Consider the following 25901-nt stretch of genomic DNA (forward strand, 5'->3'; position numbering starts at 1 on the left):
GCAAGAAGTAAAAGATTGTTGAAAGCCTGAATTGAGGTCTTTCCTATTCGTCCCGCCGGTTGCGCGGTCTTAAATGACTCGCTACGGCCGGCAGCCACGGTGTGCTGCCATGGCCGGCAACATCGCCGGAGATCAAATATGGGAAAGAAGATTGCATCGCTAGAGGACGCCCCCGCCGACGCGGCGCTGATCCGCCGGATCATCGCCGGCGGCGGGCATGAATGCGTAACCTTCACGGAAAGCCGCAAGCTGCTGCTGGCGCTGCGTAACGCGTGCTTCGACCTGCTCTTGCTCGACTGGTCGATGCCGGACCTGTCCGGGCGCGAGGTGCTGGGGTGGGTGCGCACGCATCTCGACCGGCGTGTGCCGGTGATGTTCCTCAGCGGCCGCGACGCCGAGCAGGACATCATCAGCGCGCTGTCCGCCGGCGCCGATGACTACATGGTCAAGCCGGTGCGTCCCGCCGAACTGTCGGCCCGCGTCGAATGCCTGCTGCGGCGCGCCTATCCCGCGGTGCAGTCGCCGCACGCGCCGCTGCGGCTGGGCGAATATGCCTTCGACTGCGCCATGCGCACGGCCACCTGCAACGGGCATCCCATCTGCCTGACGCCCAAGGAGTTCGACCTTGCCGTGCTGCTGTTCCGCAACGAGGGCCGCATCGTCACGCGCGACCACATCACCGCGGCGGTCTGGGGGCGCGAGATCTCGTCGCTGTCGCGCACCATCGATACCCATGTGTCGCGCGTACGCAGCAAGCTAGGCCTGCAGGCGTCGCAGGCGCTGCGGCTGACACCGGTCTACACGCATGGCTACCGGCTCGAACGGATCGAGCGCGCCGCCGCATGACGGACGGCGCGCGCCCATGAAAAAAGGCACCCGAAGGTGCCTTTTGCCAGGGACTGCTGATCGGGTAACGATCAGAAGATGTGGCGGATACCCAGCGCAGCGCCGGTCTGGTTGTTGCGGCCCGGCATTTCGGTGATGGTGCCGCCCGAGACCTTGTTGAAGTCCACGGTGCCGTAGACCTGGGTGCGCTTGGACAGCGAGTACTCGGCCAGCAGCACGCCGGTGTAGCGGCGGCCGTTGTTGTCGTTCACGCCGTTGACGTTCTCGACGTAGTCGCCGTAGAACACGCCGGTCAGGGCCAGGGCCGGGGTGGCCTGGTAGGTCAGGCCGATGTAGCCGATGGTGTCCTTGCGCGGGTTAGCCGCGAAGTTGCCGCCAGCCGGAACCGGGTTCTGCGTTGCGCCGCCGGTGAAGTTCAGCGAAGCGTCGACCGAGCCGGTGCGGTCCTGGCCGCCGATGTAGCCCAGGAAGACCTTTGCCGGGCCGATCGAGTACTTACCGGCAGCGCCCCACATTTGCTGCTTCTGGCCGGTGGTGTTGCGGACTTCCTGGTACACGCCGCCGATGCCGAACGGACCGTAGGTGTAAGCGGCACGAGCGCCCCAGTACTGGTTCTGGCTCATGCTGCCCGGCTGCTCGCCGAAGCCGTAGCTGGCGCCAACATCCAGGCCGCCGAACTTGCCGCCGTAGCTGACGACGTTGTCGTTACGGAAGTTGGTCAGGAAGAACGGCCAGGCGTTGTTGGTGTAGTTGCCGATGGTCAGCGGATCGTAGTCGCCGAAGAAATTGAAGCCTTCGGTGTACTGGCGGCCCAGCTTGATCGTGCCGAAGTCGCCCGACAGGCCCACATAGGCTTGACGGCCGAACAGGCGGCCATTCTGGTTGGCACGGCCGGTGTCCGGATCGAAGCCGTTCTCCAGCTGGAAGATTGCCTTCAGGTTGTTGCCCAGGGCTTCGCTGCCCTTGATACCCCAGCGGCTGTTGGTCACTGCGCCGTTGGTCAGTTCCCACGAGTTGTCGTTGTTGGCGCTCGAGTTCGTCTGGAAGCGAATGCTCTGGTCAACGATACCGTAGAGGGTGACGGACGACTGGGCGAATGCCGAGCCCGCCAACAGGCTGCCGGCTGCGAGGACGATGGCCGATTTCTTCATGGTGCTCCTTTTCTGTCTTGTACTGTTCTCTGCCGGATCACGGCAGGAAGAAGGTCTACGTTTCGTGTAAACGCCGCGAAAATTTAACAAAACGTAAGCAGTAAGGACACAAAACTCCGCGAAGCCGCGCTTTCAAGCAGGATTTTGGTGGAATTCCGTTGTCGCGCCGCTACACAATACCGTGATGGTGCGGTGCGTCAGCATGGACTGGCGGGGAGCGCGAGTGGTGCGAGTGAGAGCGTAAAGCGACAACAGGCCAGGACGCAGATACGCGTCCTGGCCTGTGGCAAAGATGGCATGAAAACCGGCCGGCCCGTGACGGCGCGGCCGGCGGATCAGCCTTGCGGGATCTCGATCTTGACTTCGAGCACCTCCAGGTTGTCCTGGCGTTCGAGGCTGACGCGCAGGTCCTGGTCGCTGATCTTGACGTACTTGGAAATCACCGCCACCAGTTCGCGCTGCAGCGCGGGCAGGTAATCGGCGGGTGCGGAATGGCCGGTGCGCTCGTGGGCGAGGATAATCTGCAGCCGCTCCTTGGCGACCGACGCGGACTTTTTCTTCTCCCCCAGCAGGAAGGAAAGGATCGACATGGGGATGGGCCTCCGGACCGTTTATTTGTTGCCGAAGATGCGGGAGAACAGCCCCGGCTTCTGGTAGTCAGTGAAGCGCATCGGCTTGTCCTTGCCGAGGAAGCGGTCCACCACGTCGCCATAGGCGTCGGCCACGTCGCTGCCTTCCAGGTGGATGGCGGGCGTGCCCTGGTTGGATGCGTGCAGCACGGCTTCGGACTCAGGCACCACGCCGATCAGCTTGATGCGCAGGATTTCCTGGATGTCGGTCAGCGACAGCATCTCGCCGCCATGCACGCGCTTGGGGTTGTAGCGGGTGATCAGCAGGTGTTCCTTGATCGGGTCGCCGCCTTCGCTGGCACGCTTGGTCTTGGAGGCCAGGATGCCGAGGATGCGGTCCGAGTCGCGCACCGACGACACTTCGGGGTTGGTGACGATCAGCGCCTCGTCGGCAAAGTACATCGCCATCAGCGCGCCCGACTCGATGCCGGCCGGCGAATCGCAGACGATGTAATCGAAGTCCATCTCGATCAGGCCGTTGATGACCTTCTCCACGCCTTCCTTGGTCAACGCGTCCTTGTCGCGCGTCTGCGAGGCGGGCAGGATGAACAGGTTCTCGCACTTCTTGTCCTTGATCAGCGCCTGGCGCAGGTTGGCTTCGCCCTGCACCACGTTGATCAGGTCATACACCACGCGGCGCTCGCAGCCCATGATCAGGTCGAGGTTGCGCAGGCCGACGTCGAAGTCGATCACGGCAGTCTTGTGGCCGCGCAGGGCCAGGCCGGCGGCAAAGCTGGCGCTGGTAGTGGTCTTGCCGACGCCTCCCTTGCCGGAGGTCACAACGATGATTTTTGCCATGGCTCTTTGGTCCAGTAATTAGGTTGAAGCTTGCGCTGCTTGATTGGGGTCCCCGATGCCGGCGCGGTTACTTGAGCCGCAGCGCCTCGAGGATCAGTTTTTCTTCGGCCAGGCGCACCTGGGCCGTCTTGCCGAGCACGTCGGCCGGGAACGCCTGCTCCGCGGTACGGTAGATGCCGGCAATGGAAATGAGCTCGGGCTCCATGCACGTGCTGAAGATGCGCGCGCCGGTATTGCCCTTGACACCCGCCAGCGCGCGGCCGCGCAGCGGGGCATAGATATGGATGTTGCCTTCGGCGATGACTTCGGCGCCATAGCTGACCACGTCGAGGATCACCACGTCGCCGTGCGCGTAGACCTGCTGGCCGGAGCGCAGCGGCTTGTCGATCACCATGGTCTGGTGCTGGCGCAGCGCGGCGGCGACCGCGGCGTCGGTGGTGGCCTGCGCGGCGGCGCGGACGGCGTCCTCGCGCGCGGCCTGCTCGGCCGCGGCTTGCGCGGCGGCCTGTTCCGCCTCGGCGGCGGCCTTGGCCTCGGCGGCACGATCGACCCCGCTGCCGCGGCGGCTCTGGCTGTCCAGCAGCGGCAGGCCGAAGCGCTCGGCCCATTCGCGCTGGTCCGCGCGGGCTACCACGCCGATGGCGCGTGCCTTGAGCGTGGCCAGGGTCTCGATCACCGTGCCGAGCGCGACTTCTTTATCGTCCTCGAGCGCGCGCAGGTCCAGTGCGATCACGTCGTTGGAGAAGAAATCGGGAGTAGCTTCGAACCGGGAGAGGAGGTCATCCCTCAGCGCTGCCATGTCGGCGGTCTGGAGGGCGAGAAGGAGGGCGTCGACGTTGCCACTGCGCAGCTCGAATCGTGGCGATTTCTTCTGGGACATAGCCGGTGACCGTGGAAATGCCACATTCTAACGTTCTCTTACTCGCGAACTGTAACAATTGGCGCGATCCGTGAGATCAAGGCGCATTGGGTGGCCTGTGCGTTCCATCCGCGCGGGCGTTGTGCGTCAGGCGGCTCGCAACGCCTGCCGCGTGTGACGGTCGACACGCAGCGCTACCACGCCCGGCGGTAGCAATTTGCAAAGGCTTGTTACGATTGCGCCATCTGATAGCGGAGTTCCCATGGGCGCCATCGTCAATTGCGTGGCCTACCGGCAGGGCAAGCGGCTCGGTACGGTCGGCATGGAGGAGATCCCTGCGGTGCTGGGCGTGCCCGGCACCTTTGTCTGGCTGGGGCTGCATGAACCCGACCTGGCGCTGCTGCGCCAGGTGCAGCTCGCCTTCGGCCTGCACGACCTCGCAGTGGAAGATGCGCTCGACGCGCACCAGCGGCCCAAGCTCGAGGCCTACGGCGATTCGGTCTTTGTCGTGCTCAACACGGCGCAACTGGTGGAAAACGAAGTGGTGGTCGGCGAGACGCACCTGTTCGTCGGCCCCAACTACGTGGTCTCGGTGCGCCATGGCGCGAGCAGCGCCTACACCCCGGTGCGCGATCGCTGCGAAAGCGATCCGCAGGGCCTGTCCAACGGGCCGGGTTATGTGCTGTACGCGCTGATGGATTTCGTGGTCGACCACTACATGCCGATCGTCACGCGGCTGGAAGACACGCTGGAGGAGCTGGAGCAGGGCATCTTCCGCGACGAGTTCGACCGCGGGGCGATCGAGGACCTGTACAAGGTCAAGCGCCAGGTGCTGCGGCTGCGCAATGCGGTCAGCCCGGTGGAAGACATGTGCAGCCAGCTGATCCGCCTGCACGAGGAACTGGTGCCCAAGGAACTGCGCGCCTACTTCCGCGACATCGAGGATCACGCCAGCCGGCTGGTGCGCACGCTCGACGTGATCCGCGAAATGCTGACCACCGCGGTGCAGGTCAACCTGGCGCTGGTGACCGTGGGCCAGAACGAGGTGGTCAAGCGGCTTGCCGGCTGGGGCGCGATCCTGGCGATTCCCACGGTGGTGTTCAGCCTGTACGGGATGAACTTCGATTTCATGCCGGAACTGAAATTCCACTATGCCTATCCGGCGGTGATCGGCGTGACGGCGATGGCGTGCGGGCTGCTGTGGCGGCGGCTGCACCGGGCGGGATGGATATGATCCGCTCGGTTCTTTATCGATTCAATGAATGATCTGTTCTATTTTCCTTCATGGTTGATTATTCGCGTTGATAAATGGCCGCCTACCGGGTGCCCTCGCTGACTCCTACACTGGAGCAAAGAAGGCGCCGCACCCGGAGTCCGCCATGTCGAAAGTCCGTTTCCCGCATGCCGCCGTGCTGGCCGGCATCCTTGCCACATGGCTGTGCCTGCCGCCTGCCGACGCCGCACCGCAGCCGCCCGCTCCCGCGCAGGCACAGACCCGCGAGGCCGTTGCCGCCTATGAGTCGGGCCGCTTCGACCAGGCCTTGCAGGGTTTCTCCAGCGCCGCGCGCCAGGGTAACCGCCTTGCGCAATTCAACTACGCGATGATGCTGCTGCGCGGCGAGGGCACCGCTGCGCGGCCGCAAGAGGCATTGGTGTGGCTGCGGAAGGCGGCCGACAATGGCATGACGCATGCGCAATACACCTGGGGCGATCTCTATGAACGCGGCGAGCTGGTGCCGAAATCGCTGGAAGAGGCGAACCGCTGGTATGAGCGCGCGGCGCAAGGCGGGCACGTGCAGGCGCAGATGGAGCTGGCGACAAATTACTTCACCGGGCGCGGCGTGCCGCGCGACTATGCGCAGGCGTTTGTCTGGTACCGGCGCGCGGCAAGTGCGGGAGATGGCGGGGCGCAGTACATCGTCGGCAGCTTCTATGAGCACGGCGAGCCTGGCGTGGTCGACCGCGATATCGAGCAAGCGAAGATCTGGTACGCGCGCTCGGCTGCGCGCGGGGATCCCGGGGCGCTGGCGAAGCTGAGGTCGTTGCTGGAAGAGACGGTGAAGGGGAGGGCGGGGATGTAGGCAAGAATTGCCCAACACAAACTGCCCAACACACAAAGGGGGGAGCGGTTTTGGGTGCTCCGGAGTGGCCCGAGCTAGCCTAAGCAAGGTGTTCTCCCTCTCCCCTCAGCGACCTCAGCGGGAGAGGGTTGGGGAGAGGGGGGTCTGGCAAGCGACCACATCAAGCGGGGCCAACGGTTTTAACCCACGGGCGTCAGCCTGTGATCCTCCGGCCTTCTCCCCGCCCCCTCTCCCGCAAGCGGGAGAGGGGAGCAAACCGGCGGCTTGGAGACTGGTCCTCAGCCCAATTTCTTCCGCAGCAGCTCATTAACCTGCGCCGGATTGGCCTTGCCCTTGGTCGCCTTCATCGCCTGGCCGACCAGCGCGTTGAACGCTTTTTCCTTGCCCGAGCGGAATTCCTCCACCGACTTGGCATTGGCCGCCAGCACGTCGTCGATGATCTTTTCCAGCTCGCCGCTGTCCGACATCTGCTTCAGGCCCTTGGCGGCGATGATGGCGTCGGCATCGCCGTCGTGCTCGCCCGCCCACATGGCCGGGAACACGTCCTTCTTGGCGGTGTTGTTCGACACCGTGCCGTCGGCGATGCGCGCCAGCAGCCTGGCCAGTTGCGCCGGCTTGACCGGTGCGTCGTCGATGGCCATGCCTTCGCGGTTCAGCTGCGACGCCACATCGCCCATCAGCCAGTTGGCGGCGGGCTTGGCGCTGGCGCTGCCGGCATCGGTGACCACGGCCTCGTAGTAGGCGGCGAAAGCCTTGGTCGCGGTCAGCGTGGTCGCGTCATACGCCGACAGGCCGTATTGCGACACGAAGCGCGCCTGCATCGCGGCAGGCAGTTCGGGCAGTGCATTGCGCACGCGATCGACCCATGCCGGTTCGATCTCCAGCGGCATCAGGTCGGGATCGGGGAAGTAGCGGTAGTCGTGCGCGTCTTCCTTGGTGCGCATCGCGCGGGTCTCGCCGGTGTCCGGATCGAACAGCACGGTGGCCTGCTGGATCTTGCGGCCGTCCTCGATCTCGGCGATCTGCCACTGCACTTCGTATTCGATGGCCTGCTGCAGGAAGCGGAACGAGTTCAGGTTCTTGATTTCGCGGCGCGTGCCGAATTCCTTCTGCCCGTACGGGCGTACCGACACGTTGGCGTCGCAACGGAAGCTGCCTTCCTGCATGTTGCCATCACAGATGCCCAGCCACACCACCAGCGAGTGCAGCGCCTTGGCGTAGGCCACCGCTTCGGCGGCGCTGCGCATGTCGGGCTCGGTCACGATCTCGAGCAGCGGCGTGCCGGCGCGGTTCAGGTCGATGCCGGTCATGCCGGCAAAGTCCTCGTGCAGCGACTTGCCCGCATCCTCTTCCAGGTGCGCGCGTGTCAGGTTGACGGTCTTCTCGTAGAACTCGCCCTTCTTGCCTTCGACCTGGATGGTGATGGTGCCGCCCTGGACCACCGGGATCTCATACTGGCTGATCTGGTAGCCCTTGGGCAGGTCGGGGTAGAAGTAATTTTTGCGCGCGAAGATGCTGCGTGGCGCGATGGTGGCACCGATCGCCAGGCCGAACTGGATGGCGCGCTCGACCGCGCCCTTGTTGAGCACCGGCAGCACGCCGGGCAGCGCCAGGTCCACCGGCGAGGCCTGCGTGTTGGCCTCGGCCCCGAAGGCGGTGGAGGTACCGGAAAAAATCTTGGAGGCCGTCGAAAGCTGCGCGTGTGTTTCGAGGCCGATCACCACTTCCCATTGCATGGCGGTATTCCTGTTCGGTTCTTTCGTTCTGTCTGTTGCGGCGGGGCGGCGGGCCGCCCCGGGTTCGGTCTGTCTGGTTGCGGCCCTCGGTGCGGCCTCAGTGTGGGCTCAGTGCGGTCTCAGTGCGGGCTCAAGGGTCGGGGCTGGCAAGCCAGGAATCGAGTTGCGCGAGTGCCGCGGCGCGCGCCACCGCGTCGCCGCCGACGGTCACCGCGCGCGCCTTGCGCACGCCGCCGCTGCCGTTGCCGTTGCTGCTGCCCGGGACGTCGCGGCGGACGTGCAGTTCGCTGGTGCCGTCAAAGCCGTGATGGGCGCCGGGGTAGATCTCAAGCCGGAAGCGCGCGTTGGGCTGGCGCGCCAGCACGGCGGACTGCAGCATGGCGCAGCGCGTCGCGGGCGTCCAGTCGTCGGCGCCGCCGATCATCAGCAGCATGGGCGTGCGCAGCCGGTAATCGTGCTGGCGCACCGCGCGCTTGCAGCCGGGATAGAACGCGACGGCGCGCTCTACCTGCGGCGTGCCGGCCGGCCATGGGCGGCTGGCGTCGACGGTGGCAAGCACCGCCTGCGCGCCGTTGGACCAGCCCAGCAGCACGATGCGCGCGGGGTCGACGCCCGGCTGGCTGCCCAGCCAGCGCAATGCGGCAAGTGCATCGGCGCGGCGGGTGCGGTCGTCGATGCCGCGGTTGTCGACGGGTTCGGTACAGATGCCGTGGGGTTTGCCACGGGCACTGAAGCTGTCGGGCATCAGCACGGCGTAACCGCGCGCGGTCAGCCACTGGGCGTATTCGCGGTAGCGCTGCTGCAGCAGTGCTGACGCGTCGGCAGCGTCGCCGGTGGCCATGGGGTCGTGCGCGGACAGCAGGCCGCCGCAGCCATGCAGCGCCACCACCACCGGCAGCGCGCGCGGCGTGGCACCCTCGCGCGGCACGAACCAGTAGGCGGTCAGCGCCGGCGTGGCGGCGTCGCCGCGCAGCAGCACGCGTTGCGCAGGCACCGGGGCGGAGCTGGTGGCCGCGGTTGCCGGCGTGGCACCGTGGCGCGTCACCGCGCTTGGCGCCAGCGCGCCGGCCGGCGACATCAGCGGAGGCTGCACCAGCGACGGCGCCGGCAGGTCGGGCGTATGCGCCGCGGCGCCGCCGAGCCACGCCACCAGGCCGAGCGCCAGCACCGCTGCCGCGGTGCGGCGTGCGGCGGGGATGGCGCTGGCGGGGTGGGGCTGGATGGCGGGCGTACGCGGCATGGTCGTTGCGGTCAGCGCGTGGCGGCGCAGCCGCCGCTGCCGGGCTCGAACATCACGGGCCAGGCCTGTTCATAGATGCCGGGCGTGCAGCGCTGCTGGCAGTTGGCATGCGCCAGCGTGACGCGGCGCGGGTCCTGCCAGACCATCAGCTTGCAGCCGCTGCCGTCGTTGGCGCGCAGCTCGATATGCGGCTTCTTCTGGACCTGGCGGAAGTCCGCCAGGTTGAAGGTGCACGAGCCGCGCCGTCCCACCCACAGCTTCCACGACAGCTGCTGCACGGTGTTGTCGGACACGCGCAGCTGGGCATCCTCGCGGAAGCCGTCTTCCTCGGTGCGGCGGCAGTCGCCGGCCAGGTCGATGTCGCGGCTGGCAATGGGCGTCGGCTTGCCGATGATCGGCAGCTGGATACAACCCGCCACCAGCGTGGCGAACACCGCGGCGGCAAGCAACCGGAGGAAGGTCGGCGTCATGGTCAGGCCTTGGCGGGGCGGCGCAGGTGCCAGTCGGTCGCCTGCTGGAACGCGTGCGCGGCCTGCAGCAGGCGCGCTTCGTCGAAGTAGTTGCCGATCAGCTGCAGGCCGACAGGCATGTTGCCGTCGCCGAAGCCGCACGGCACGCTCATGCCGGGCAGGCCGGCCAGGCTGGTCGACAGCGTGAAGATATCGGCCAGGTACATCTGCACCGGGTCGGAGGTCTTCTCGCCAAGCTTCCACGCCACCGTCGGCGCCACCGGGCCCATGATCACGTCGCACTGGGCGAAGGCGCGCTGGAAGTCGTCGGCGATGATGCGGCGGATCTTCTGCGCCTGCAGGTAGTAGGCGTCGTAGTAGCCGTGCGACAGCACATAGGTGCCGACCATGATGCGGCGCTTGACCTCGGCGCCAAAGCCTTCGGCGCGGCTCTTCTTGTACATGTCGAGCAGGTCGCGGTACTCGGCGGCGCGGTGGCCGTAGCGCACGCCGTCGAAGCGCGACAGGTTCGACGAAGCCTCGGCCGGCGCGATCACGTAGTACACGGGGATCGACAGCTCGGTCTTGGGCAGCGACACCTCGACCAGCGTGGCACCGAGCCTTTCATATTCGGCCAGCGCGGCGCGCACGGCCTGCTCGACGTCGGCCGACAGGCCCTTGCCGAAGTACTCCTTCGGCAGGCCGATGCGCAGGCCCGCCAGCGGGCGCTCGGCGGTGGCGCCGGCGCGCGGCTGGCCCAGCAGGCGGGTGTAGTCCTCGTCCACGCCGCCTTGCTCCGGCGGGATGCTGGTCGAGTCCTTCGGGTCGAAGCCGGCCATGGCGTTGAGCAGCAGCGCGCAGTCCTCGGCCGAGTGCGCCATCGGGCCGCCCTGGTCCAGCGAGGAGGCGAACGCGATCATGCCGTAGCGCGACACGCGGCCGTAGGTCGGCTTGATGCCGGTGATGCCCGAGAACGACGCCGGCTGGCGGATCGAGCCGCCGGTGTCGGTGCCGGTGGCGGCGGGCGCCAGCCCGGCGGCAACGGCCGCGGCCGAGCCGCCCGACGAGCCGCCGGGCACGCGGCTCGCGTCCCACGGGTTCTGCACCGGGCCGAAATGCGAGTTCTCGTTGGACGAGCCCATCGCGAACTCGTCCATATTGGTCTTGCCCAGCGTGACCATGCCGGCGGCGGCCATGCGCTCGACCACGGTGGCGTCGAACGGGCTTTCATAGTTGCCCAGCATCTTAGAGCCGGCGGTGGCGCGCCAGCCGCGGGTGACGAATACGTCCTTGTGCGCGACCGGCACGCCGGTCAGCGGCGCGGCCTCGCCGCGCGCGCGGCGCTCGTCGGCGGCGCGCGCCTGCGCCAGGGTGCGCTCGGGGTCCACATGGATAAAGGCGTTGAGCGCGGCGGCTTGCTCGATGCGCGACAGGTACTCGCGCGCGAGTTCCTCGGCGGAGACGGTGCGCGCGGCCAGGGCGTCAGCGAGCTGGCGCAGGGAGGTCACGGAATCAGCGGAAAAGGGCATGACAGTCGGGTTGGCATTCGGGGTGGCGTACTGGCTGGGGCGGCCGGCGCGACGAGCTGGTGCGTAACTTGTAACCGGCGCGACCGGCGCAGGTCACTCGATGACCTTGGGCACCAGGTACAGCCCGTTCTCGGTGGCCGGGGCAGGGCGCTGGTAGTCGATGCGGCGGTCGCTCTCGGTGACCGCGTCGTCGCGCAGGCGCTGCACCATGTCGCGTACGGCCGACAGCGGGTGCGCCAGCGGTTCGATGCCGGTGGTGTCGACCGCCTGCATCTGCTCGACCAGCGAGAAAAAGTTGTTCAGCTGCGCAAGCGTCTGTTCGGCTTCGGCATCGCTGGTTTCGATGCGGGCCAGGTGGGCGATGCGCTTGACGTCGGATAGGTCGAGGGCCATGGCGTGGTGGTTCTGATGCACGGATGCGGAAGGTGCCGGCAGGGCCGGCGTCCGGCCGTGCGGCGGTGGCGTCGCGCGGCCCGGACAAGGCGGCTCCGGGGCGCGGCAACGGCGCAACGGAGTCGTCGGAATTACAGGGTTTTTCAGGCCGTAAACGCCCGAAGCAGCAGGAATTATAAGGTATCATTGCGTGTTCCCGACCTTTGGCAACGCCTTCGTCACATTGCCGCCAACGTCGCCGCAAACCGGTCCCCGGCCGGCCTGCCGCGTCTGCCTGCCGAAGGTGCCCGAAGGGCGAAATCTGGGTCCTCTGATTAGGCCTCCGCCGCCGGCCACGACATCCCTCGAGAGACGGGACATGCCGAGCCGGCCACTGCACATTTTCGCGAACTTTTTCGCGAGGCCTAATCAAAGGTTCCCGTAGGGCTGGCCCGCGCGGCATGCCGGCGGCGGCGCCGAACCCGACTCCAATCTAGCACCCCGGCCCGGGTTCCCCCGCGCCGGAGCGTGGGCGGGCCGGGAAGCCGAGAACCATTCCGTATTCAACACCCAAGCAATTCGTGGCCGGGCCGCCCGCGGCGCCGGCCGCTTCGCCTACCCGCGAACACCACCACAGACAGGATTCCTGATGTTCGGATTTCTCCGCAGCTACTTCTCCAACGACCTGGCGATCGACCTCGGCACCGCCAACACGCTGATCTACATGCGCGACAAGGGCATCGTGCTGGACGAGCCCTCGGTCGTCGCGATCCGCCAGGAAGGCGGTCCCAACGCCAAGAAGACGATCACGGCGGTGGGCAAGGAAGCCAAGCAGATGCTGGGCAAGGTGCCGGGCAATATCGAAGCGATCCGCCCGATGAAGGACGGCGTGATCGCCGACTTCACCGTCACCGAGCAGATGCTCAAGCAATTCATCAAAATGGTGCATGACAGCAAGCTGCTGCGCCCGAGCCCGCGCATCATCATCTGCGTGCCGTGCGGCTCGACCCAGGTCGAGCGCCGCGCCATCCGTGAATCCGCCCTGGGCGCCGGTGCCAGCCAGGTGTACCTGATCGAGGAGCCGATGTCGGCAGCGATCGGCGCCGGCCTGCCGGTGTCGGAGCCGTCGGGCTCGATGGTGGTCGATATCGGCGGCGGCACCACCGAGGTGGGCATCATCTCGCTGGGCGGCATGGTCTACAAGGGTTCGGTGCGCGTCGGTGGCGACAAGTTCGACGAGGCCATCGTCAACTACATCCGCCGCAACTACGGCATGCTGATCGGCGAGCAGACCGCCGAAGCGATCAAGAAGGAAATCGGCTCGGCCTTCCCGGGCTCCGAAGTCCGCGAGATGGAAGTCAAGGGCCGCAACCTGTCCGAGGGCATCCCGCGCGCCTTTACCGTTTCGTCCAACGAAATCCTGGAAGCCCTGACCGATCCGCTGAACCAGATCGTGTCGGCCGTGAAGATCGCGCTGGAACAGACCCCGCCGGAACTGGGCGCCGACATCGCCGAGCGCGGCATGATGCTGACCGGTGGCGGCGCGCTGCTGCGCGACCTGGACCGCCTGCTGGCCGAGGAAACCGGCCTGCCGGTGCTGGTCGCCGAAGACCCGCTGACCTGCGTGGTGCGCGGCTCCGGCATGGCGCTGGAACGCATGGACAAGCTTGGCAGCATCTTCTCCTACGAGTAAGCACCAGGAACTGCACGTGGCGATGCGCGGCCTGCCGGATCGTTGGATCAGGGCGGCGCCGCGGCGCCGCATCGGCCGGGGGATTGCCCCGGCAACGCCCGCCGCCCTGCGGCGCCGTGCCCCCGCCGGGCGCGGCACCGCGGGCGGCGCGGTGTTTGCGGCATTCGCATGCGTGCACCGGCCTGCGTTCGGGTAAATGGATTACTCTCCTCCGCCGCTCTTCAAGCAAGGCTCCTCTGCTGTCGCCAGGCTGGTGCTCTACGTGGGCATCGCGCTGGCGCTGCTGGTGGTCGACGCCCGTTTCAACGCGCTCAGCGTGGGCCGGCAGGTGGCCGCCACCGTGCTGATGCCGGTCGAGCGCCTGGTGCTGGTGCCGCGCGACGCGCTGCGCACCGCGTTCGACTACGCGCAGTCCTCGGCGATACTCGCCTCCGAGAACCGCGAGCTGCGCCACAACGCCGTGCAGCAGGCCGAGGCCTCGGTGCGCCAGGCCCAGCTGGAAGCCGAGAACAACCAGCTGCGCAAGCTGCTGGGGCTGGCCCGGCAATCGGCCACGCCGGTCACGTCGGCTGAAATTCTCTATGACGCGCGCGACCCCTACAGCCAGCGCATCGTGATCGACAAGGGCAGCCAGCAAGGCATGCGCGCCGGCTACCCGGTGATCGACGAGCGCGGCGTGGTCGGCCAGGTCACGCGCGTGTCGCCGTTCCAGTCCGAAGTCACGCTGCTGACCGACAAGGACCAGGCGATTCCCGTGCAGGTGGTGCGCAACGGCCTGCGCAGCGTGGCCTTCGGCGGCGCGCGCGCGGGCCACTTGGACCTGCGCTTCATGGCCGCCGCCGCCGACCTGCAGCAGGGCGACCTGCTGGTGACATCGGGGCTGGACGGCACCTACCCGCCGGGGCTGCCGGTGGCGAAGATCGTACAGATCGAGCGCAAGGCCGATACCGCCTTCTCGCGCATCTACTGCGAGCCGGTGGCCGGCGTGCGCGCGCACCGGCAGCTGCTGGTGGTGCGCTATGACTCCGCCATCCCGCCGCGCGAGTCCGTCGAGGCCAAGCCCGAGGCGCCGGTCAAGGGCGCCAAGTCCGCCGCGGCACGCGCGGCCGCGGCCAGCGCCGCGGCGGCCAGGGCGCCTTCCGCCAAAGAGGCCAGGGACGCCAAGGAGGGTCAACGGTGACCAACCCCCAATACCTGCTGCGGCCGGTCAACCCCGCGTTTATCGCGCTCAGCTTCGTGCTGGCGTTCCTGTTCAACCTGATGCCGTGGGGCGACACGCTGTGGATCCCCGACATGGTGGCGCTGGTGCTGGTGTTCTGGAACATCCACCAGCCGCGCAAGGTGGGCATGGGCGTGGCCTTCGCGCTGGGCCTGCTGATGGACGTGCACGATGCGCGCCTGCTGGGCGAGCATGCGCTGGCCTATACGCTGCTGGCTTACTTTGCCATCACCATCCACCGCCGCGTGCTGTGGTTCACGGTGTACACCCAGGCGCTGCACGTGCTGCCGCTGCTGTTCGTCGCGCACGCGGTGCCGGTGCTGATCCGGCTGGCGATGGGCGCGCCGCTGCCCGGCTGGCCGCTGCTGCTGGCGCCGGCGATCGAGGCGCTGCTGTGGCCGCTGGCGACCAGCCTGCTGCTGGCGCCGCAGCGCCGTTCGAGCGATGTCGACGAGACGCGCCCGATCTGACGCCACTCATCCCTAACAGGCCCCGCGCAGTACCATGACCGAAATCCGCAACGTCGAACTGGAAATCGGCCGCTTCCGCATCCGCGTGGCGGCCGCGGCCCTGTTCACGGTGATCTGCTTTGGCCTGCTGTTCTCGCGCTTCCTGTGGCTGCAGTGGTACAAGCATGACCAGTACTCGGCCAAGGCCGAGGACAACCGCATCTCGGTGGCGCCGATCGAGCCCAACCGCGGCATCATCATGGACCGCAACGGGATCGTGCTGGCGCGCAACTATTCGGCGTACACGCTGGAGATCACGCCGTCCAAGCTGACCGATACCCTGGACAACACCATCGAAAGCCTGTCGGGGCTGGTGGAGATCCAGCCGCGCGACCGGCGCCGCTTCAAGCGGCTGATGGAAGAGTCGCGCAGTTTCGAGAGCCTGCCGATCCGCAGCCAGCTGACCGACGAGGAAGTGGCGCGTTTCTCCGCGCAGCGCTTCCGCTTCCCCGGCGTGGACGTGCGCGCGCGGCTGTTCCGCCAGTACCCGCTGGGCGAGTCGGCATCGCACGTGATCGGCTACCTGGGCCGCATCTCGCAGCGCGACCAGGAGCGGATCGAGGCCATGGACGAGGCCAATGACGCCGACAGCGCCAAATACGATCCCCGCAAGGACGCCGACAACTACAAGGGCAGCAACTACATCGGCAAGATCGGCCTGGAGCAGAGCTACGAGACCGAGCTGCACGGCCTGACCGGCTTCGAGGAAGTCGAAGTCAGTGCCGGCGGGCGCCCGATCCGCACGCTGTCGACCTCGCCCGCCACGCCCGGCAACAACCTGATCCTGTCGCTGGACATCCGCCTGCAGCAGCTGGCCGAGGCGCTCTATGGCGACCGCCGCGGCGCGCTGGTGGCGATCGAGCCGACCACCGGCGATATCCTGGCCTTTGTATCCAAGCCGACCTTCGATCCCAACCTGTTCGTCGAAGGGATCGACACCAATACCTGGAACGAGCTTAACGGCTCGCCCGACAAGCCTCTGCTGAACCGTCCGCTGCGTGGCACGTATCCGCCGGGCTCGACCTACAAGCCGTTCATGGCGCTGGCGGCGCTGAGCACCGGCAAGCGCACGGCGGCGTGGGGCATGTCGGATCCGGGCTTCTTCACGCTGGGCAACCACACTTTCCGCGACGACAAGCCGGGCGGGCACGGCTGGGTCGACATGCACAGTTCGATCGTGCATTCCTGCGACACCTACTACTACGCGCTGGCGCGCGACATGGGCGTCAACGGCATCCATGACTTCATGAAGCCGCTGGGCTTCGGCCAGATCACCGGCATCGACATCGAGGGCGAAAGCCGCGGCATCCTGCCGTCGACCGAGTGGAAGCGCAAGGCCTACCGCAAGCCCGAGCAGCAGAGGTGGTATGACGGCGAGACCATCTCGCTGGGCATCGGCCAGGGCTACAACAGCTTCACCATCCTGCAGCTGGCGCAGGCGACCTCGGTGATCGTCAACAACGGCAAGGTGATGAAGCCTCACCTGGTCAAGGCGGTCGAGGACGCGGTCACGCGCAAGCGCACGCTGACGGTGCCCAAGGAAAGCTACACGATCCCGTTCAAGCAGGCCGACATCGACGTGATCAAGCGCGCCATGGTGGCGGTGACGCACGCCGGCACGGCCGCGCGCGTGTTCGCCGGCGCGTCGTACGAGTCGGCCGGCAAGACCGGCACGGCGCAGACCTACAGCCTGTCCAAGGGCGAGAAGTACAACCACCACGCGCTGGCCGAGCACAAGCGCGACCACTCGCTGTACACCGCGTTCGCGCCGGCGGACCAGCCGAAGATCGCGATCGCGCTGATCGTCGAGAACGCCGGCTTTGGCGCCGCGGTGGCTGCGCCGATCGCGCGCAAGCTGATGGACTACTACCTGACCGGCAAGTGGCCGGCCGACCTGGAGGCGATGGCGCCACCGGCCAGTGAGCGCGTGGCCGGCCGTCCGCCGGTGGATACGCCGAGCGTGTTCACCACCGGCCAGACCGCCAGCATTGCCAGCGCCACGGTGATGTCGTCCGGTGCCGGCCCCGCCAGCGGCGCCGCCGCCAGCGCGGTGGCCGCGGCCTCCGGCGCGCAGCCGGTGACGCCGGAGGCCATCGCCGCCGCGCTGAACGCCGGGGCAATCGCGCCGGCCTCGGCCGTGGAGACGCTGGACCAGCGCATGCTGCAGGCCCTTGGCCATAGCAAGCCCGCTCCGCAGCCGGCCTCCGCCCCCGCCGTGCAGCCCGTCAGGGCGCCCGCGCCCAAACCTCGCGTCAAGCCCGTGTCCGCCAAGGCGGCCAGCGGTGCCGACGCCACCCGCTGAAGGAGACGCGCATGGATCGCCGCCGCGTCATGTCCCTGGTCAAGACCGCGCTGACCGGTTTTGACAAACCGCTTTCGCTGATCGTCTTCCTGCTGTTTGCCACCGGCATCGTCGCGCTGTACTCGGCCGCCATCGACATGCCGGGCCGCGTCGAAGACCAGTTGCGCAACATCCTGCTGTCGTACGTGGTGATGTTCGTGATCGCCTACCTGCCCACGCAGACGCTGATGCGGGTGGCGGTGCCGATGTACACGGTCGGCGTGGCGCTGCTGATCGCGGTGGCCATGTTCGGTTTGATCCGCAAGGGCGCGCGCCGCTGGCTCTATGTCGGGATGGTGATCCAGCCGTCCGAGATCATGAAGATCTCGATGCCGCTGATGCTGGCGTGGTACTTCCAGAAGCGCGAGGGCATGATCAAGTGGTTCGACTTCATCGTCGCGCTGGGGCTGCTGGTGATCCCGGTCGGCCTGATCGCCAAGCAGCCCGACCTCGGCACCGCGCTGCTGGTGATGGCGGCGGGCCTGTATGTGATCTACTTCGCCGGACTGTCGTGGAGGCTGATCCTGCCGCTGTTGGGGCTGCTGGTGGTGGCGATCACGCTGCTGATCACGTTCCAGAACGACATGTGCGCGCCGGGCGTGAACTGGCCGGTGCTGCACGACTACCAGCAGCACCGCGTGTGCACGCTGCTCGACCCGACCAGCGACCCGCTCGGCAAGGGCTTCCACACCATCCAGTCGATCATCGCGATCGGCTCGGGCGGGGTCGAGGGCAAGGGCTTCCTCAAGGGGACGCAGACCCACCTCGAATTCATCCCCGAGAAGCACACCGACTTCATCTTCGCGGTCTACTCCGAAGAGTTCGGCCTGATCGGCAACGCGCTGCTGCTGGTGCTGTATTTGCTGCTGATCTTCCGCGGGCTGTTCATTGCCGCCAACGCGCCGACGCTGTTCTCGCGGCTGCTGGCGGGGTCGATCACGCTGATCTTCTTCACCTATGCGTTCGTCAACATGGGCATGGTGAGCGGGATCCTGCCGGTGGTGGGCGTGCCGCTGCCGCTGATGAGCTATGGCGGGACGGCGCTGGTGACGCTGGGGGCGGGGGTTGGGCTCCTGCTTAGTATTTCGCGGCAGAAGCGGCTGATCCAGACGTAGGTTTTTGCATAGCGCTGGTTTGCTCCCCTCTCCCCATGAGCCCCACGAGGGGGAGGGAGAACACCTTGCTTAGGCCAGCTCGGGCGGCGTTGGAGCACCCAAAACCGTGCGCCCCTGCGCAGGCAAGTGTGTTTGCTAAACTGCCACCCAATTTTCCTCTACCGGTCCAAGCCCCATGAACGCCCAAGACGTCGCCGCCTACCTGCAGAGCCACCCCGAATTCTTCGAAGAGCACGCCGAGCTGCTGGCTGCCGTGCAGCTGACCAGCCCGCACAGCCACCGCGCCGTGTCGCTGCAGGAGCGCCAGATGGAAATCCTGCGCGAGAAGAACAAGGGCCTGGAGCTGCGCCTGGCCGACCTGGTGCGCCATGGCCACGACAACGACCGCACCCAGCAGCGCCTGCACGACTGGCAGCTGCGGCTGCTGGCCGAGGCCGATTCGCACGCGCTGCCGTATGCAGTGCAGGACGGCCTGCAGCAGGTGTTCGACGTGCCGGCCGTGGCGCTCCGGCTGTGGGACGTGGCCGAACAGTACGTCCACATGGAAGTCGCGCAGGGCGCCAGCGAAGATATGCGCCTGTTCGCCGACGGCCTGCGCGCGCCGTATTGCGGCGCCAACAGTGGCTTCGAGGCGGCAGCGCTGCTGGAGCGCGACGATATCGTCTCGCTGGCGATGGTGGCGCTGCGTGTGCCCGTGCGCGCGGCCGATGCCGGTGCCGACGTGCAGGGCGCCGCGTTCGGCCTGCTGGTGCTGGGCTCGCCCGACCCGCGCCGCTTCCATGAAGGCATGGGCACGGCCTACCTGGCGCAGATCGGCGAAGTCGCCGGGGCCGCGCTGAACCGCCTGCGCGACTGAGGCCGATGCCGTGAGCGCACGCCGGCCATCGCGCCAGCCCGCTCCCGCGCCGGTGGATGACGGCGCGTCTTCGTCGACCGATCTGCCGGCCGATCCGCTGGTCGTGCGCTATCTCGACTGGCTGCGCGGCAGCCGCAAGCTGGCCGACCATACGCTCGCCTGCTATGGGCGCGACCTGCGCGTGCTGCAGGCGCATGCCGCGCGCTACGCGCCCGGTGTCGCATTGCTGGCGCTGCAGACCCAGCATATCCGCAACTTCGCCGCCCGCCTGCATGGCAGTGGGCTGGTCGGCACCAGCATCGCCCGCACGCTGTCGGCGTGGCGTGGCTTCTACCAGTGGGCGGCGCGGCATGGCCATGGCGTGACGGTCAACCCGGTCGAAGGCGTGCGCGCGCCGCGTTCCGGCCATGCGCTGCCGAAGGCGCTGTCGGTCGAGCATGCGGTGGCGCTGGTCGCCCACACCGCCGGCACCGATGCGCAGGCCTTGCGCGACCACGCGGTATATGAACTGTTCTACTCCAGCGGGCTGCGGTTGTCGGAGCTGGTGCAGCTGGACCTGCGCTATGCCGCCGTTGACGGCTACCAGTCCAGCGGCTGGCTTGACCTGGGCGGCGCCGAGGTGACGGTGACCGGCAAGGGCGCGCGCCGGCGCACGGTGCCCGTCGGCAGCAAGGCCATCGAGGCGCTGCGTGCCTGGATCGCGGTGCGCGACACGCTGCTGCGCCCCGGCGCGACGCCTGAAGATGCGCACGCACTGTTCCTGGGGCCGCGCGGGCGGCGGCTGTCGATGCGCACGGTGCAGTTGCGGCTCAAGCAGCAGGCGCTCGGCGCAGGCGTGCCGGCCGACGTGCATCCGCATATGCTGCGGCATTCGTTCGCCACCCACGTGCTGCAGTCGTCGGGCGACCTGCGCGCGGTGCAGGAGATGCTGGGGCACGCCAGCATCTCGACCACGCAGATCTATACCTCGCTGGATTTCCAGCACCTGGCGCGGGTCTACGACAAGGCGCACCCGCGCGCGGGACGGCGTTCGGCGCCTGCGTCGGAACCAACAGGCGACGAGGCCGACAAGACCGGCGCCGCCGACGAAACCGGGGACTAATTCACTCCCACTGCGCCAGCACTTCGCGGAATCGCTCGATCTCCGGCATCAGCCAGCTGCGGAAGGCCTGCACCTTGGGCAGGTTCAGCGACCCCGGTGCGCACACGAAGTACAGCAGCCACGGACACGGGATGCTGACGTCGAACAGCCGCACCACGCGCCCCGCCAGCAGGTCGTTGTAGGCCAGCGACGAGCGGATCAGCGCGATCCCCTGGCCCTCCGACGCGGCCTGCAGCAGCAGCGACGAATCTTCCATCAGCAGGCCCTTGCGCGGCTCGGGCCAGTCCAGCCCGGCGGCCTCGAACCACGGCTTCCACGGATCGCCCTCGCCGCGCAGCAGCGGCATGCCGGCCATCTCTCCCGGCTTCTGCGGCAGCCGTCCGCCGTTGAAGCTGGGGCTGCACATCGGAAAGAAGACGTCGTCGAGCAGCTTTTCCACATACAGGCCGGGATAGTCGCCGCTGCCCATGCGCAGCGCGATATCGACTTCTTCATGCGCAAAGTTGACCAGCGTGTTCGACGACAGCAGCTCGACGTCCAGCTCGGGATGGCGCTCGATAAAGCTGCCGATGCGCGGCGTGAGCCAGCGCGCGGCGAACGAAGGCATGGTGCTGATGGTCAGGCGCTTGTCGCGGTTGCCCGCCTGCAGCACGCGCGTGGCATCGGCGATCTGGAGCAGCGCGTCGCGCACGCGTTCGGCGTAGACGCGGCCTGCCGGGGTCAGCGCCACGCGTTTGCCGTGGCGCTCGAACAACGGCAGGCCCAGCTCGTCTTCCAGCCCGCGGATCTGGTGGCTGACCGCGCCGTGGGTGACGAACAACTCCGTCGCCGCGCGCGAAAAACTCTCATGGCGCGCCGCCGCCTCGAACGCGCGCAGTGCGGTCAGCGCCGGCAGGCGCGGCAACTCGCGGTGCCAGCCGCGCGGCAGGTCTTTTTCCCAGGCGCTCTTCCAGGCCATGGCTGCCTCCGGTGAAGTCGGGTTTATGTGAATCTGACTAACAAGAACAAAGAAAATATATCGTTTTGATAGTGTCCGGGCAATCACTAATATTCCATCACCGGCCCCCGCTGTAGCGATTCACCTAACGACGAATTCCACAGGATTTAACTGGCATGGTCCTCTTGCCGGGCCAATTGCATGGATTCGTTGCCCATAAGCGACAGCGTGGCGCAACTGCCTCCGGGCCGGCTGAACGGAGAACTTCGATGAAAACCGTGCTCACAACGACCGTGTTCACCCTGAATCCTGGCGAAGTCACCGCGCTGTCGGTGCACGCCGCCCAGCGCCTGCATGTCGAGAAAGCCAATGGCATGGATGTATGGCTGACGCGCGAAAGCGATTCGGAGGACTACTGGCTGCGTTGTGGCGGCAGCCTGTTGCTCCGCACTGGCGACGAGGTGGTGGTCAGCATCGACCCGCGCGCGCAGGAACCGGTACGCCTGGCGTTGATCGCCGAGGCGCGCCGTCCGGCGCTGGCGCTGGCCGATGTGCCGCACCTGGTGTACCGCAGCCTGCGCCGACTGGTTCGAGGCACGGAATGGACGCCTAACCAGGACCAGGCCGCCGCATCCTGAAGCCGAAGCGGAAGCGGAAGGGACATCGTCCGCGTCACACCGGCGCCGCGCGCATCTGCGCCTGGCCTGGTCCCGTGACGCAAACGACGATTCCCCCGCGCCGCAAGGCTGACAGGGGCAAGCAGGGGCCGGCGCAAGCCGGCCCTTTTCGTTACACTCTCGCCATGCATCCGATTCAGATCATCGAACGCGGCCGCGAGGACTATCAGCCGTGTTTCGACGCGATGCGCGCCTTCACCGCCGCACGCTCCCCCGAGACGCCAGACCAGATCTGGCTGGTCGAGCATCCGCCGGTCTACACCCTGGGCCAGGCGGGCGATCCCGCACACCTGCTGTCGCCTGACGACAACATCCCGGTGGTTCAGATCGACCGTGGCGGCCAGATCACTTATCACGGCCCAGGCCAGGTAGTGGCTTACCTGTTGCTCGATTTGCGCCGCCGCCACCTGATGGTGCGCGAGCTGGTCTACGCCATCGAGCAGGCAGTGCTGGACACGCTCGCGGCGTATAATCTCGCAGCCGAACGCAAGCCCGGCGCCCCTGGCATCTACCTGTCCGAGGGGCCGCACCAGGGCGCCAAGATTGCCGCGCTCGGCCTCAAGATCCGCAACGGCTGCAGCTACCACGGCGTCAGCCTCAACGTGCAGATGGACCTGTCGCCGTTCCTGCGCATCAATCCCTGCGGCTATGCCGGACTGGAAACAGTCGACATGGCTACCGCGGGCGCCACCTGCCCGGTGGCGGATGCCGATGGCGCCCCCCTGCCCGTGACCGCGGCAAGACAAACCGACATCGCACAGCGCCTGGCGGCTGCATTGTGCGAAGTGCTGGCAGCGCACGAATCCCGCGTGCTGGCGGCTGAAGCCGCCGACGTGAATGCCGACCCGGCCCTGGCCTCCTAGTCAAAAGCGAAATGCACGCTGAGCGCGTGCGGAGAAATGTATGAGCGACGCCCTGATCGCCACTTCCAGCGAAGCCCCGCAGTCCCCCGCGGAGGCGTACGACCCGACCCGCAAGCAAAAGTCGGCCGACAAGACCGCACGCATCCCCATCAAGATCGTGCCGGCCGAAAAGCTCAAGAAGCCGGACTGGATCCGCGTGAAGGCTGCAACCGGCAATTCGCGTTTCTATGAGATCAAGGACATCCTGCGCGCCAACAACCTGGTGACGGTGTGCGAGGAAGCCAGCTGCCCGAACATCGGCGAATGCTTCGGCAAGGGCACGGCCACCTTCATGATCATGGGCGACAAGTGCACGCGCCGCTGCCCGTTCTGCGACGTCGGCCACGGCCGCCCCGATCCGCTGGATACGAACGAGCCGGGCAACCTGGCCCGCACCATCGCCCAGCTCAAGCTGAATTACGTGGTGATCACCAGCGTCGACCGCGACGACCTGCGCGATGGCGGTGCCCAGCACTATGTGGATTGCATCTCGCAGACGCGCGAGCTGTCGCCGGCCACCCGCATCGAAGTGCTGGTGCCGGACTTCCGCGGCCGCCTGGACAAGGCGCTGGACATCCTGCAAGCCTGCCCGCCGGACGTGATGAACCACAACATGGAAACCGTGCCGCGCCTGTACAAGCAGGCGCGCCCGGGCGCGGACTACGCGCACTCGCTCAAGCTGCTGCAGGAATTCAAGCGCCGCAACCCCAACGTGCCGACCAAGTCCGGCCTGATGGTGGGTCTGGGCGAGACCGACGAGGAAATCCTGGAAGTCATGCGCGACATGCGCGCGCACGACATCGACATGCTGACCATCGGCCAGTACCTGGCGCCGTCGAACCACCACCTGCCGGTGCTGCGCTACGTGCACCCGGACACGTTCAAGATGTTCGAGGACGAGGCGTACAAGATGGGCTTTACCCACGCTGCCGTGGGCGCGATGGTACGCAGTTCGTACCACGCTGACCAGCAGGCGCATCAGGCGGGGTTTGCCTGATCAGCATCGGGTTCAATGCGTTTTCAAAACGGCCGGGATTGACCCCGGCCGTTTTGCATTGCGCTGGCCTGTTTTCTGCATCGCATTCCCCTGGCCGCCAGCCTACACTGGTAAAAAGTGCGCTACCAGGAATCCCATGAGCCTCTGTACGATCCACCGCCTCGCCGAACAAGCGCTGCTCTACAGCGTGGCGCCCCCCGCATCGCTCGAGGTCCAGCGCCGCATCTGGGCCATGGCATCCCGGGCGGAAGGCTGGCGCGGCGTGGTCGACGTGGTGCCCGGCATGAACAACCTGACGGTGATCTTCGACGGCAGCGCCGATGTCGAGACGCTGGAGCGCGGCCTGAAGCAGGCCTGGTCCTCGGGCGAGGCGCGCAACACCACCGGCAAGTTGGTCGAGATCCCGGTGCGCTACGGCGGTGAGCACGGGCCGGACCTGACCGATGTGGCCGCGCATACCGGGCTGTCGCCGCGTGAAGTGGCGCGCCGTCATGCCGCCGGCGAGTACGTTGTCTACTTTGTCGGCTTCCAGCCCGGCTTTGCCTATCTGGGCGGGCTGGCGCCGGAACTGGCCACGCCGCGCCGGCGCGAGCCGCGGCTGGCGGTGCCGGCCGGGTCGGTCGGCATCGGCGGCGAGCAGACCGGCATCTATCCGGCGGTGCTGCCGGGCGGCTGGCAACTGATCGGCCACAGCGATGTTGGACTGTTCGTCGCGGACCGCGATCCGCCGTCCCTGTTGGCGCCCGGCGACACCGTGCGCTTTGTCGCCGAGGAAATCATCGCGTGATCGAAATCATCCGACCTGGCGCGCTCGCCTCGGTGCAGGACCTGGGCCGTACTGGCTTCCGCCGTTTCGGCGTGGGCCGTTGCGGGGCAATGGATATGCTGGCCGTGGCGGTCGGCAACCGGCTGGTGGGCAATGCACCCGAGTGCGCCGCGATCGAGTTCACGCTGGGCCGAGCCGCGGTGCGCTTCCATGCGGACATGCGCGTCGCGCTGTCTGGCGCGGAGTGCGGCGCGACGCTGGACGGAACACCGGTCTGGTCCTGGCATGCCTTCGACGTGCACGCGGGAGAGATCCTGGTGCTGCCGCCGGCGCGCGGTGGTACCCATGCCTACCTGTGCGTGGCCGGCGGGATCGCGGTCGACCCGGTGATGGGTTCGCGCAGCACCGACCTGAAGGCCGGTTTCGGCGGGCTGAACGGACGCGCGCTGCAGGAGGGCGACCGGCTGCCGGCGGGACGGCCGGGCCTGCGGGCCGACGGCGACTGGATCGGCGTGCAGGCGCCCGCTTGGGCGCTGCCGGCCGCCGTCGACGGCAAGGCGACGCCGGTGCGCATGTTGCGGGGGCCCGAGTACGATGACTTCGAGGCGGAATCGCAGCAGGCGCTGTGGCAGGCCGACTGGATCGTCACGCCCAACAGCAACCGCATGGGCCTGCGGCTGAATGGGCCGGCGCTGGCGCGCCGCGCAGAATGCAGCGCCGACCTGCTTTCGCACGGCGTGATGCCGGGCGTGATGCAGGTGCCGCCGGCCGGGCAACCGATCGTGCTGATGGCCGATGCGCAGACCACCGGCGGCTATCCGAAGATCGGCGTGGTGATCGGCGCTGACATGTGGCGGCTGGCGCAGGTGCCGCTGGGCGCGGCCGTGCGCTTTGTGCCGGTCACGCTGGCACAGGCCGCCGCCGCGCAGGCGGAGCTTGACCGCTACCTGCGGCAGATCGAACAGGCGCTGCAATGGCAGGGCGACGGCATGGCCATCGCCGCACGCCGGCGCACGCTGACCCGCGTGGCGGCCTGAGCCTCGCGCTTGTACACATCGACAGAAGGCGGCATCGCGGTCCCCTCGCCGCACCGCCCA

25 protein-coding genes are annotated in these 25901 nt (G+C 67.4%); 15 read left to right on the forward strand and 10 right to left on the reverse strand.

What is annotated here, in order from left to right:
• Nucleotides 1-138: 138 nt before the first annotated feature.
• Nucleotides 139-846, forward strand: coding sequence for a response regulator transcription factor (locus tag CTP10_RS00240; protein WP_116322328.1), 708 nt, complete (start codon nt 139-141; stop codon nt 844-846).
• A gap of 71 nt (nt 847-917) precedes the next feature.
• Here the strand turns inward: CTP10_RS00240 and CTP10_RS00245 are convergent, their stop codons facing one another.
• The 4 genes from CTP10_RS00245 to minC all read right to left on the reverse strand — a co-directional run bounded on the left by CTP10_RS00245 (nt 918) and on the right by minC (nt 4304).
• Nucleotides 918-1997, reverse strand: a complete 1080-nt coding sequence (locus CTP10_RS00245; RefSeq protein WP_116322329.1) for a porin — start codon at nt 1995-1997, stop codon at nt 918-920.
• 335 nt (nt 1998-2332) lie between these two features.
• Nucleotides 2333-2587, reverse strand: coding sequence for a cell division topological specificity factor MinE (gene minE, locus CTP10_RS00250; RefSeq protein WP_006164360.1), 255 nt, complete (start codon nt 2585-2587; stop codon nt 2333-2335).
• Between the two features lie 21 nt (nt 2588-2608).
• Nucleotides 2609-3424 carry a septum site-determining protein MinD gene (minD, locus tag CTP10_RS00255; RefSeq protein ID WP_116322330.1) on the reverse strand — a complete coding sequence of 272 codons (816 nt, stop codon included), beginning with the start codon at nt 3422-3424 and terminating at the stop codon, nt 2609-2611.
• A 67-nt stretch (nt 3425-3491) separates the two neighbouring features.
• Nucleotides 3492-4304 (reverse strand): septum site-determining protein MinC, encoded by an 813-nt coding sequence (gene minC, locus CTP10_RS00260; protein ID WP_116322331.1) that lies wholly within the window; start codon nt 4302-4304, stop codon nt 3492-3494.
• Nucleotides 4305-4545: 241 nt separating this feature from the next.
• On the opposite strand from minC, the gene CTP10_RS00265 reads away from it, so the two are divergent.
• Together CTP10_RS00265 and CTP10_RS00270 are read left to right on the forward strand one after the other, a co-directional pair.
• A complete protein-coding gene (locus tag CTP10_RS00265; protein ID WP_116322332.1) occupies nt 4546-5517 on the forward strand; it encodes a magnesium and cobalt transport protein CorA in 972 nt (323 codons plus the stop codon).
• Nucleotides 5518-5662: 145 nt separating this feature from the next.
• Nucleotides 5663-6364 carry a tetratricopeptide repeat protein gene (locus tag CTP10_RS00270; RefSeq protein ID WP_116322333.1) on the forward strand — a complete coding sequence of 234 codons (702 nt, stop codon included), beginning with the start codon at nt 5663-5665 and terminating at the stop codon, nt 6362-6364.
• Between the two features lie 278 nt (nt 6365-6642).
• Here the strand turns inward: CTP10_RS00270 and gatB are convergent, their stop codons facing one another.
• From gatB to gatC, 5 genes are all read right to left on the reverse strand, one after another.
• A complete protein-coding gene (gene gatB, locus CTP10_RS00275) occupies nt 6643-8100 on the reverse strand; it encodes an Asp-tRNA(Asn)/Glu-tRNA(Gln) amidotransferase subunit GatB (protein WP_116322334.1) in 1458 nt (485 codons plus the stop codon).
• A 130-nt stretch (nt 8101-8230) separates the two neighbouring features.
• Nucleotides 8231-9340 carry a dienelactone hydrolase family protein gene (locus CTP10_RS00280; protein ID WP_116322335.1) on the reverse strand — a complete coding sequence of 370 codons (1110 nt, stop codon included), beginning with the start codon at nt 9338-9340 and terminating at the stop codon, nt 8231-8233.
• Nucleotides 9341-9351: 11 nt separating this feature from the next.
• Nucleotides 9352-9810 (reverse strand): hypothetical protein, encoded by a 459-nt coding sequence (locus CTP10_RS00285; RefSeq protein WP_116322336.1) that lies wholly within the window; start codon nt 9808-9810, stop codon nt 9352-9354.
• Between the two features lie 2 nt (nt 9811-9812).
• Nucleotides 9813-11318 carry an Asp-tRNA(Asn)/Glu-tRNA(Gln) amidotransferase subunit GatA gene (gene gatA, locus CTP10_RS00290; protein WP_116322337.1) on the reverse strand — a complete coding sequence of 502 codons (1506 nt, stop codon included), beginning with the start codon at nt 11316-11318 and terminating at the stop codon, nt 9813-9815.
• A 93-nt stretch (nt 11319-11411) separates the two neighbouring features.
• Nucleotides 11412-11711: an Asp-tRNA(Asn)/Glu-tRNA(Gln) amidotransferase subunit GatC gene (gatC, locus tag CTP10_RS00295; RefSeq protein ID WP_116322338.1), complete on the reverse strand. Its 300-nt coding sequence runs from the start codon at nt 11709-11711 to the stop codon at nt 11412-11414.
• Nucleotides 11712-12339: 628 nt separating this feature from the next.
• Here gatC and CTP10_RS00300 point away from each other — a divergent pair.
• The 7 genes from CTP10_RS00300 to CTP10_RS00330 all read left to right on the forward strand — a co-directional run bounded on the left by CTP10_RS00300 (nt 12340) and on the right by CTP10_RS00330 (nt 20525).
• Nucleotides 12340-13383 carry a rod shape-determining protein gene (locus tag CTP10_RS00300; protein WP_008648066.1) on the forward strand — a complete coding sequence of 348 codons (1044 nt, stop codon included), beginning with the start codon at nt 12340-12342 and terminating at the stop codon, nt 13381-13383.
• Between the two features lie 196 nt (nt 13384-13579).
• Nucleotides 13580-14563: a rod shape-determining protein MreC gene (mreC, locus tag CTP10_RS00305; RefSeq protein ID WP_116322340.1), complete on the forward strand. Its 984-nt coding sequence runs from the start codon at nt 13580-13582 to the stop codon at nt 14561-14563.
• Nucleotides 14560-15072: a rod shape-determining protein MreD gene (gene mreD, locus CTP10_RS00310; protein ID WP_042883744.1), complete on the forward strand. Its 513-nt coding sequence runs from the start codon at nt 14560-14562 to the stop codon at nt 15070-15072. The genes mreC and mreD overlap by 4 nt, the downstream gene beginning before the upstream one ends.
• Before the next feature lie 34 nt (nt 15073-15106).
• Nucleotides 15107-17413 (forward strand): penicillin-binding protein 2, encoded by a 2307-nt coding sequence (gene mrdA / locus CTP10_RS00315; protein ID WP_116322341.1) that lies wholly within the window; start codon nt 15107-15109, stop codon nt 17411-17413.
• Nucleotides 17414-17424: 11 nt separating this feature from the next.
• On the forward strand, nt 17425-18567 hold the full coding sequence (rodA, locus tag CTP10_RS00320) for a rod shape-determining protein RodA (RefSeq protein ID WP_116322342.1): 1143 nt from the start codon (nt 17425-17427) through the stop codon (nt 18565-18567).
• A gap of 175 nt (nt 18568-18742) precedes the next feature.
• Nucleotides 18743-19423 carry a DUF484 family protein gene (locus tag CTP10_RS00325; RefSeq protein WP_116322343.1) on the forward strand — a complete coding sequence of 227 codons (681 nt, stop codon included), beginning with the start codon at nt 18743-18745 and terminating at the stop codon, nt 19421-19423.
• Between the two features lie 10 nt (nt 19424-19433).
• On the forward strand, nt 19434-20525 hold the full coding sequence (locus CTP10_RS00330) for a tyrosine recombinase XerC (protein WP_411860331.1): 1092 nt from the start codon (nt 19434-19436) through the stop codon (nt 20523-20525).
• A gap of 1 nt (nt 20526) precedes the next feature.
• Here the strand turns inward: CTP10_RS00330 and CTP10_RS00335 are convergent, their stop codons facing one another.
• Nucleotides 20527-21483, reverse strand: a complete 957-nt coding sequence (locus CTP10_RS00335) for a transcriptional regulator GcvA (RefSeq protein WP_116322344.1) — start codon at nt 21481-21483, stop codon at nt 20527-20529.
• A 248-nt stretch (nt 21484-21731) separates the two neighbouring features.
• Here CTP10_RS00335 and CTP10_RS00340 point away from each other — a divergent pair, with 248 nt between their 5' ends.
• The 5 genes from CTP10_RS00340 to CTP10_RS00360 all read left to right on the forward strand — a co-directional run bounded on the left by CTP10_RS00340 (nt 21732) and on the right by CTP10_RS00360 (nt 25841).
• A complete protein-coding gene (locus CTP10_RS00340) occupies nt 21732-22100 on the forward strand; it encodes a DUF2917 domain-containing protein (RefSeq protein WP_116322345.1) in 369 nt (122 codons plus the stop codon).
• A gap of 164 nt (nt 22101-22264) precedes the next feature.
• On the forward strand, nt 22265-23002 hold the full coding sequence (gene lipB, locus CTP10_RS00345) for a lipoyl(octanoyl) transferase LipB (RefSeq protein ID WP_116322346.1): 738 nt from the start codon (nt 22265-22267) through the stop codon (nt 23000-23002).
• Nucleotides 23003-23042: 40 nt separating this feature from the next.
• Nucleotides 23043-24038: a lipoyl synthase gene (lipA, locus tag CTP10_RS00350; protein WP_116322347.1), complete on the forward strand. Its 996-nt coding sequence runs from the start codon at nt 23043-23045 to the stop codon at nt 24036-24038.
• Nucleotides 24039-24174: 136 nt separating this feature from the next.
• The gene (gene pxpB, locus CTP10_RS00355; protein ID WP_116322348.1) at nt 24175-24825 is read left to right on the forward strand and encodes a 5-oxoprolinase subunit PxpB; all 651 of its coding nucleotides are present in this window, start codon (nt 24175-24177) and stop codon (nt 24823-24825) included.
• Nucleotides 24822-25841 carry a biotin-dependent carboxyltransferase family protein gene (locus CTP10_RS00360; protein ID WP_116322349.1) on the forward strand — a complete coding sequence of 340 codons (1020 nt, stop codon included), beginning with the start codon at nt 24822-24824 and terminating at the stop codon, nt 25839-25841. Before pxpB ends, CTP10_RS00360 begins: the two co-directional genes overlap by 4 nt.
• The last annotated feature ends 60 nt before the right edge of the window (nt 25842-25901 follow it).

Origin of the sequence: Cupriavidus sp. P-10, from assembly GCF_003402535.2 — a bacterium.
In the GTDB taxonomy this organism is placed as follows: Bacteria; Pseudomonadota; Gammaproteobacteria; order Burkholderiales; family Burkholderiaceae; genus Cupriavidus.

What these genes read in the sequence shown, in the direction of transcription:
- CTP10_RS00240 (WP_116322328.1), top strand. Translation starts at nt 139, where the DNA reads ATGGGAAAGAAGATTGCATCGCTAGAGGACGCCCCCGCCGACGCGGCG.
- CTP10_RS00245 (WP_116322329.1), bottom strand. Translation starts at nt 1,997, where the DNA reads ATGAAGAAATCGGCCATCGTCCTCGCAGCCGGCAGCCTGTTGGCGGGC.
- minE (WP_006164360.1), bottom strand. Translation starts at nt 2,587, where the DNA reads ATGTCGATCCTTTCCTTCCTGCTGGGGGAGAAGAAAAAGTCCGCGTCG.
- minD (WP_116322330.1), bottom strand. Translation starts at nt 3,424, where the DNA reads ATGGCAAAAATCATCGTTGTGACCTCCGGCAAGGGAGGCGTCGGCAAG.
- minC (WP_116322331.1), bottom strand. Translation starts at nt 4,304, where the DNA reads ATGTCCCAGAAGAAATCGCCACGATTCGAGCTGCGCAGTGGCAACGTC.
- CTP10_RS00265 (WP_116322332.1), top strand. Translation starts at nt 4,546, where the DNA reads ATGGGCGCCATCGTCAATTGCGTGGCCTACCGGCAGGGCAAGCGGCTC.
- CTP10_RS00270 (WP_116322333.1), top strand. Translation starts at nt 5,663, where the DNA reads ATGTCGAAAGTCCGTTTCCCGCATGCCGCCGTGCTGGCCGGCATCCTT.
- gatB (WP_116322334.1), bottom strand. Translation starts at nt 8,100, where the DNA reads ATGCAATGGGAAGTGGTGATCGGCCTCGAAACACACGCGCAGCTTTCG.
- CTP10_RS00280 (WP_116322335.1), bottom strand. Translation starts at nt 9,340, where the DNA reads ATGCCGCGTACGCCCGCCATCCAGCCCCACCCCGCCAGCGCCATCCCC.
- CTP10_RS00285 (WP_116322336.1), bottom strand. Translation starts at nt 9,810, where the DNA reads ATGACGCCGACCTTCCTCCGGTTGCTTGCCGCCGCGGTGTTCGCCACG.
- gatA (WP_116322337.1), bottom strand. Translation starts at nt 11,318, where the DNA reads ATGCCCTTTTCCGCTGATTCCGTGACCTCCCTGCGCCAGCTCGCTGAC.
- gatC (WP_116322338.1), bottom strand. Translation starts at nt 11,711, where the DNA reads ATGGCCCTCGACCTATCCGACGTCAAGCGCATCGCCCACCTGGCCCGC.
- CTP10_RS00300 (WP_008648066.1), top strand. Translation starts at nt 12,340, where the DNA reads ATGTTCGGATTTCTCCGCAGCTACTTCTCCAACGACCTGGCGATCGAC.
- mreC (WP_116322340.1), top strand. Translation starts at nt 13,580, where the DNA reads ATGGATTACTCTCCTCCGCCGCTCTTCAAGCAAGGCTCCTCTGCTGTC.
- mrdA (WP_116322341.1), top strand. Translation starts at nt 15,107, where the DNA reads ATGACCGAAATCCGCAACGTCGAACTGGAAATCGGCCGCTTCCGCATC.
- rodA (WP_116322342.1), top strand. Translation starts at nt 17,425, where the DNA reads ATGGATCGCCGCCGCGTCATGTCCCTGGTCAAGACCGCGCTGACCGGT.
- CTP10_RS00325 (WP_116322343.1), top strand. Translation starts at nt 18,743, where the DNA reads ATGAACGCCCAAGACGTCGCCGCCTACCTGCAGAGCCACCCCGAATTC.
- CTP10_RS00335 (WP_116322344.1), bottom strand. Translation starts at nt 21,483, where the DNA reads ATGGCCTGGAAGAGCGCCTGGGAAAAAGACCTGCCGCGCGGCTGGCAC.
- CTP10_RS00340 (WP_116322345.1), top strand. Translation starts at nt 21,732, where the DNA reads ATGAAAACCGTGCTCACAACGACCGTGTTCACCCTGAATCCTGGCGAA.
- lipB (WP_116322346.1), top strand. Translation starts at nt 22,265, where the DNA reads ATGCATCCGATTCAGATCATCGAACGCGGCCGCGAGGACTATCAGCCG.
- lipA (WP_116322347.1), top strand. Translation starts at nt 23,043, where the DNA reads ATGAGCGACGCCCTGATCGCCACTTCCAGCGAAGCCCCGCAGTCCCCC.
- pxpB (WP_116322348.1), top strand. Translation starts at nt 24,175, where the DNA reads ATGAGCCTCTGTACGATCCACCGCCTCGCCGAACAAGCGCTGCTCTAC.